General features: G+C 69.7%; 3 protein-coding genes. 2 read left to right on the top strand and 1 reads right to left on the bottom strand.

Features of this window, described 5'->3' with window-relative positions:
• Positions 1-2,580: glycosyltransferase family 1 protein (locus tag O3Q52_RS46110; RefSeq protein ID WP_269654459.1), on the bottom strand; the 2,580-nt coding region annotated here is incomplete at its 3' end.
• A gap of 481 nt (positions 2,581-3,061) precedes the next feature.
• Here O3Q52_RS46110 and O3Q52_RS46115 point away from each other — a divergent pair.
• Positions 3,062-4,261, top strand: a complete 1,200-nt coding sequence (locus O3Q52_RS46115) for a S8 family peptidase (RefSeq protein ID WP_269654460.1) — start codon at positions 3,062-3,064, stop codon at positions 4,259-4,261.
• A gap of 238 nt (positions 4,262-4,499) precedes the next feature.
• Positions 4,500-6,904, top strand: a 2,405-nt coding sequence (locus tag O3Q52_RS46120; RefSeq protein WP_269654461.1) for an alpha-1,4-glucan--maltose-1-phosphate maltosyltransferase, incomplete at its 3' end; no start/stop codon positions are given.

Below are 6,904 nucleotides of genomic sequence, written 5' to 3' on the forward strand. Positions count from 1 at the left end.
CGAAGGAACCGCGACCAACCCCAACTCCGCGCTCGACGCCAGCAGTCGATGCGTGGGCAGGATGCGGACCGTATAGCCGAAGGGGCCCGTGCGGTCCAGGGACAGGGGGCCCTCGTACAGCCAGCGGCCTTCCAGGTCGGGGCCGCCTGCCGGTTTCAGGGGGGCTGCCGTGCCGTCCGTGATGCCGTCCTCCGAGTCCACGCGGCCCGAGACCGCCTGGACCTCGACGTCGTCCGGGGCCAGGTCGCCCAGGCCTACGCGGACGCGCAGGGAGAGCGTGGTGCCGAGTTCGGCCGTCGGGGTTCCCGCCGAGGTCTCCACGTGGTCGACCGTGACCTGTGGCCAGGCCGCGCGGACGCGGGACTTCCACACCGCCAACTCCCTTGCGGAGGAAGGGGACATGGCGCGGTGGGCGTGGGCCGCCGGAGTGTAGAGGCGTTCCACGTACTCGCGGACCATGCGGCCGGCCAGGAGCTTCGGGCCCAGGTGGGTCAGGGTCTGGCGGACCATCTCGATCCAGCGGTCGGGCAGGCCGGCCTGGCCTCGTTCGTAGAAGCGCGGGGCCACCCGCTGTTCCAGCAGCTCGTAGAGCGCCGACGCCTCCAGCTCGTCCCGGCGGTCGTCGTCCACCGCCGTGCCGTCCGCCGTGGGGATCGCCCAGCCGAAGTCCGGCTGGAACCACTCGTCCCACCAGCCGTCCAGGACCGAGAGGTTGAGGCAGCCGTTCAGCGCTGCCTTCATCCCGCTCGTGCCACACGCCTCCAGGGGCCGGAGAGGGTTGTTGAGCCAGATGTCGCAGCCGGGATACAGCTTCTGCGCCATCGCCATGCCGTAGTCGGGGAGGAAGACGATCCGGTGGCGTACGCGCGGGTCGTCCGCGAAACGGACCAACTCCTGAACCAGGCGCTTCCCCCCGTCGTCCGCCGGGTGGGCCTTGCCCGCCACCACGATCTGGATCGGCCGCTCGGAGTGCAGGAGCAGGTCCATCAGCCGGTCCCTGTCCCTCAGCATCAGCGTCAGGCGCTTGTAGGAGGGGACCCTGCGCGCGAAGCCGATCGTCAGGACGTCCGGGTCCAGCACGCCGTCGATCCAGTCCAGTTCGGCCGTGCCCGCGCCGCGCTGCCGCCAGGACGCGCGCATCCGCTCCCGCACCTCCGTCACCAACTGCTCGCGCAGCACGCGGCGCAGGTCGAAGATGTCCTGGTCGGGGATCTCGGCCACGGCGTCCCAGCGTTCGGAACCACCGACCGTCATCGCGTCCTCCGTGCGCTGCGCGCCGATCTGGCGGGCGCCGAGGCGGAAGACCTCGGGTGCCACCCAGGTCGGCGCGTGCACGCCGTTCGTGACGGAGGTGATCGGGACCTCGTCCGGGTCGAAGCCCGGCCAGAGCCCGGAGAACATCTCCCGGCTGACCTGTCCGTGCAGCAAGGACACCCCGTTGGCGCGTTGGCCCAGCCTCAGGCCCATCACCGCCATGTTGAAGAGGTTCGGTTCGCCGCCCGGATAGGTCTCCATTCCCAATTGCAGAATGCGTTCGACGTCAATGCGCGGGAGTTCCGCGTCGGAGCCGAAGTGCCGGGCCACCAGTTCCCGGTCGAAGCGGTCGATTCCGGCGGGCACGGGGGTGTGGGTCGTGAAGACCGTGCCCGCCCGGACCGCTTCGAGCGCTGCGTCGAAATCCAGGTCCTCATAAGACAGTTCGTGAATTCTTTCCAGGCCAAGAAATCCCGCGTGCCCCTCGTTCGTATGGAACACCTCGGGCTGCGCGTGCCCCGTCAGCCGGCAGTACGTACGCACGGCACGCACCCCGCCGATGCCGAGCAGCATCTCCTGGAGCAGCCGGTGCTCGCTGCCGCCGCCGTAGAGCCGGTCCGTCACGCCCCGCTCGCCGAGGTCGTTCTCCTCTATGTCCGAGTCGAGCATCAGCAGCGGGACCCGGCCGACCTGGGCCAGCCAGACACGGGCGTGGAGGGACTTCCCGCCGGGGAGCGCCAGGGACACCTGCGAGGGGGTCCCGTCGGGCTCGCGCAGCAGGGAGACGGGCAGCTCGTTCGGGTCCAGGACCGGATAGTGCTCCTGCTGCCAGCCGTCCCGGGACAACGACTGCCGGAAGTAGCCGTGCCGGTAGAGGAGCCCGACACCGATCAGGGGTACGCCGAGGTCGCTGGCCGCCTTGAGATGGTCCCCGGCGAGGATGCCGAGGCCGCCGGAGTACTGCGGCAGCGCGGCCGTGATGCCGAACTCGGGTGAGAAGTAGGCGATGGCGGCGGGGAGTCCGGAGGGCTGGGACTGGTACCAGCGGTCCCCGCCCACATAGTCCTTGAGGTCGTCGGCGGCCGCGGCGAGCCGCCGCAGGAAGCGCCGGTCCTCGGCCAGCTCGGCCAGCCTCTCGGGCGGGACGCTCCCGAGGAGGCGTACGGGATCGCATTCGGAGGCAGCCCAGTGCTCGGGGTCCACGGACTGGAAGAGGTCACGGGTCTCGGCGTGCCAGGACCAGCGCAGATTGCGCGCCAGATCGCTGAGGGGGTGAAGGGCTTCGGGGAGTACGGGACGCACGGTGAATCTGCGGATGGCCTTCACGAGCTTCCACCTTCACGGAGGACGTACCAGGACGGCGTATCGGCGTTGCTATGGCTGGGCGGATCAGGGCGAACCGGCGGACGCACGTCGCTGTGCGCACTTTGTCACCCATGACGGTAGCGGCGAGGGTGCCTCCGCAACTACGGCGCGAAGTGCTCCGCGGGATGTGCCGTACTGCGACCGGAGGACGATCGTCACTGATCACGCCCGCGCGGCGGAGCCTCGCGCGTCAGGGTCCGCGCCCCCTGCGGAAGGGCCGGAAATCGCCGCAACCTTTACATGTCCGCCACGGGCGATATGGCCGATTCCGCCCCGTCGTACGACCTTGTGGCGCTTCACACCGCACGAGAGGCTGCCAAGTGGCGATCCGGCCACGGCCTCGCAGGACCCGTACGGGGACTTGCCCGGCCTGCCAGAGCCCCACCGGGCCCGCGCGCACCACCGGCCGGAGCACGCCGAGTCGAGGAGGGGAACTCACACCATGGCAGTGACGCGCAAGCGGCGGCTGCACTGGGCGGGAGGCCTGACCGCGGTCATGACGGCCGCGGTGCTTTCGGCCATCACCCTGCCCGCACACGCCGCCCCCGAGGGGCAGATATCCGGCGCGGGCGGAGCGGGTTCCGTCAGCGGCAGCTACATAGTGACGCTCAAGGGGGGAACGAAGGCTCCGTCGAAGGCGGGCAAGGCCGTCGCCACCAAGTACGGAGCGAAAATAAGCCACACCTACAGCACGGCGCTCAACGGCTTTGCGGTGAAGGTCGACGAGAGGCAGGCCGAGCGCCTGGCGGCCGACTCCCGCGTCGCCTCGGTCTCGCGGGACGCCACCGTGGCCGTCGATCACCGGCAGGCGGACCCGCCGTGGGGCCTCGACCGCATCGACCAGCAGGACCTGCCGCTGGACAGCAGCTACACCTGGCCGGAGTCCGCGGGCCAGGGCGTGACGGCGTACGTCATCGACACCGGCGTACGCATCACCCACAAGGACTTCGGCGGCCGGGCGAGCAACGGCTGGGACTTCGTCGACAACGACGCCACCGCCCAGGACGGCCAGGGCCACGGCACGCACGTGGCGGGCACGATCGCGGGCACGACGTACGGCGTCGCGAAACAGGCGAAGGTCGTCGCCGTCCGCGTGCTGGACGACAACGGGGCCGGCACGCTCTCGCAGGTCATCGCGGGCATCGACTGGGTGACCAAGAACGCCCGGAAGCCCGCGGTCGCCAATATGAGCCTGGGCGGGCTCGCGGACCCGCAACTGGACGCCGCGGTCCGCAACTCCATCGCCTCCGGCGTCACCTACGCGGTCGCCGCCGGCAACGACGGCCTCCCGGCGAGCCTCTACTCACCGGCCCGTGTCAAGGAGGCGATCACGGTCGGCGCGAGCGACAAGAAGGACGCGAGGGCGGACTTCTCCAACTGGGGCGCGCGGCTCGATCTGTTCGCCCCCGGCGTGGACGTCACTTCGGTCTCCAACGCGAGCGACACGGGCAGGGCGACCTTCTCCGGTACGTCGATGGCGTCGCCGCACGCGGCAGGTGCGGCCGCGCTCTATCTGGCCGACCACGCCTGGGCGACACCCGCCGATGTCAGCAAGGCTCTTGTCGAGCGGGCCGCCTCCGGGAAGATGTCCAACGCCGGGCTCGGCTCACCGAACAAGCTCCTGCAAGTCGACAACCCCTAAGTATTTGCGCATTCACCGACCGGCCTCGTCCCGCGAATCACCGACCGATCCTTTACGGATCCTTGGCGGATTCTCATCGGACGAGGCCGGTCTTGTGTGTAGACATACGCGCGAGTAGTTAACAAAGTGCCGGATTGCCCACCCGAAAAGAGTGGGAAGGCTCCACCGGTACGCCCAGCAGGACCAACCTCCCCACACCCTCATCCGCCCACCCACGTTGACGCGGACAGGAGCGGTCATGCCCGCCATGCACCACCAGCCGTCACCACCCCCGACGCCCAGCACCACCGAACCCCCCGACCAGGGAGAGAAGGCCGACCGGCCACAGCCGCCGATGGCAAGGACCGTCGAGCCGGCCACCGAGCCAGCCACCAAGCCGGCCAAGACACCCAAGCCGGAAAAGTCGGCGAAGTCGGCGAAACCCGCCGAGCCGGCGAAACGGGAGGATCCGGCGACACCGGAAGAATCACTGCAACCAGCAGAATCAGCGCCATCGGGAGAACCACTGCAACCGGCAGAGTCGGCGAAACCGTCCAAGACGCCCAAGCCCCCCAAGCCGGCCAAGCAGTCGCGGCCGTCGACGACCGCCCCCAAGAGCACCACCCGCGTCACGCCCGCCCCCGCCTTCGCCCCGGCCCCGGGAAGCGGCCCTCTGATCGGGCGCATCCCCGTCCTGGACGTGCGCCCCCTCGTGCAGGGCGGGCGCCGCCCCGCCAAGGCCGTGGTGGACGAGCCCTTCGAGATCTCCGCGACGGTCTTCCGCGAGGGTCACGACGCGGTCGCCGCGAACGTCGTCCTGCGCGATCCGGACGGCCGCTCGGGCCCCTGGACCCCGATGCGCGAACTGGCCCCGGGCACCGACCGCTGGGGCGCCACCGTCTCCGTGCCGAAGCCGGGCCGCTGGACCTACACCGTGGAGGCCTGGGGCGACCCGATCACCACCTGGCGCCACCACGCGCACATCAAGATCCCGGCGGGCATGGACACCGAGCTGGTCCTGGAGGAGGGCGCGCTGCTGTACGAGCGTGCCGCGACCGGCGTACCGAAGAGCAAGGGCCGCCGTGACGCGATCCTCGCGGCCGTGGAGGCCCTGCGCGACACCGACCGGCCCGCCGCGGCCCGCCTCGCCGCCGCGCTCACGCCGGACGTGGACCACGTCCTCGCGCGCCACCCCCTGCGCGAACTGGTCTCGTCCGCCGAGCGGCTGACCCTGCTGGTGGAGCGGGAGCGGGCGCTGTACGGCTCCTGGTACGAGTTCTTCCCGCGCTCGGAGGGCGCGGTGGTCGAGGACGGCAAGCCGCCGGTCACCGGCACCTTCCGGACGGCCGCACGGCGGCTGCCCGCGATCGCGGAGATGGGCTTCGACGTGGTGTACCTGCCACCGATCCACCCCATCGGCGCGACCTTCCGCAAGGGCCCCAACAACACGCTCGACGCGTCCCCGCACGACGTCGGGGTCCCCTGGGCGATCGGCTCACCCGAGGGCGGGCACGACGCCGTCCACCCCGACCTCGGCACGATCGACGACTTCGACGCCTTCGTACGCCGGGCCGAGAGCCTGGGTATGGAGATCGCCCTGGACTTCGCGCTCCAGTGCTCGCCGGACCACCCGTGGGTGGAGAAGCACCCGGAGTGGTTCCACCACCGCTCGGACGGCACGATCGCGTACGCGGAGAACCCGCCGAAGAAGTACCAGGACATCTATCCGATCGCCTTCGACAAGGACATGCCGGGTCTGGTCCAGGAGACGCTCAGGGTTCTGCGGTTCTGGATGAGTCACGGGGTGCGGATCTTCCGCGTGGACAACCCCCACACAAAACCGGTCATCTTCTGGGAGCAGGTGATCGACGACATCAACCGCACCGACCCCGATGTCATCTTCCTGGCCGAGGCGTTCACCCGCCCGGCGATGATGCACACGCTCGGCGCGATCGGTTTCCAGCAGTCGTACACGTATTTCACCTGGCGCAACACCAAGGAAGAACTGACCGAGTACCTCACCGAACTGTCGGGCGAGGCGGCCGCCTATATGCGGCCCAACTTCTTCGCCAACACCCCGGACATCCTGCACGAGTTTCTCCAGCAGGGCGGCCGGCCGGCCTTCGAACTGCGAGCTGTGCTCGCCGCGACACTGTCGCCGGCCTGGGGTGTCTACAGCGGATTCGAGCTGTGCGAGAACGTCCCGGTGCGGGACGGGAGCGAAGAATACCTGGACTCGGAGAAATACCAACTACGTCCGCGAGACTGGGAGTCGGCGGAACGCGAGGGTCGTAGCATCGCCCCTCTGATTGCCGAACTCAACGCGGTCAGGCGCCGTAGTCCGGCCCTGAGGCAACTGCGCGACCTGCACTTCCACCAGGCGGACAAAGAGGCGGTGATCGCGTACTCGAAATCTGTCGCAGACGCACGCGGATCGAACACGGTTCTGGTGGTCGTGAACCTCGACCCTCACCACACCCAGGAGGCCACGGTCTCGTTGGACATGCCACGACTCGGCCTCGACTGGCACGAGTCGTTCCCGGTGCGCGACGAGCTCACCGGCGAGACCTACCACTGGGGCAGGACCAACTACGTACGCCTGGCGCCCGGGCACCGGCCCGCGCACGTACTGACCGTCCTGCGACCGTCCTCACCGCCAACCGG

This window comes from Streptomyces sp. ActVer (genome assembly GCF_027270795.1).
GTDB classification, from domain to species: Bacteria; Actinomycetota; Actinomycetes; order Streptomycetales; family Streptomycetaceae; genus Streptomyces; species Streptomyces umbrinus_A.

Coding starts and splice junctions, on each gene's coding strand:
- O3Q52_RS46115 (WP_269654460.1), top strand. CDS start 3,062: ATGGCAGTGACGCGCAAGCGGCGGCTGCACTGGGCGGGAGGCCTGACC.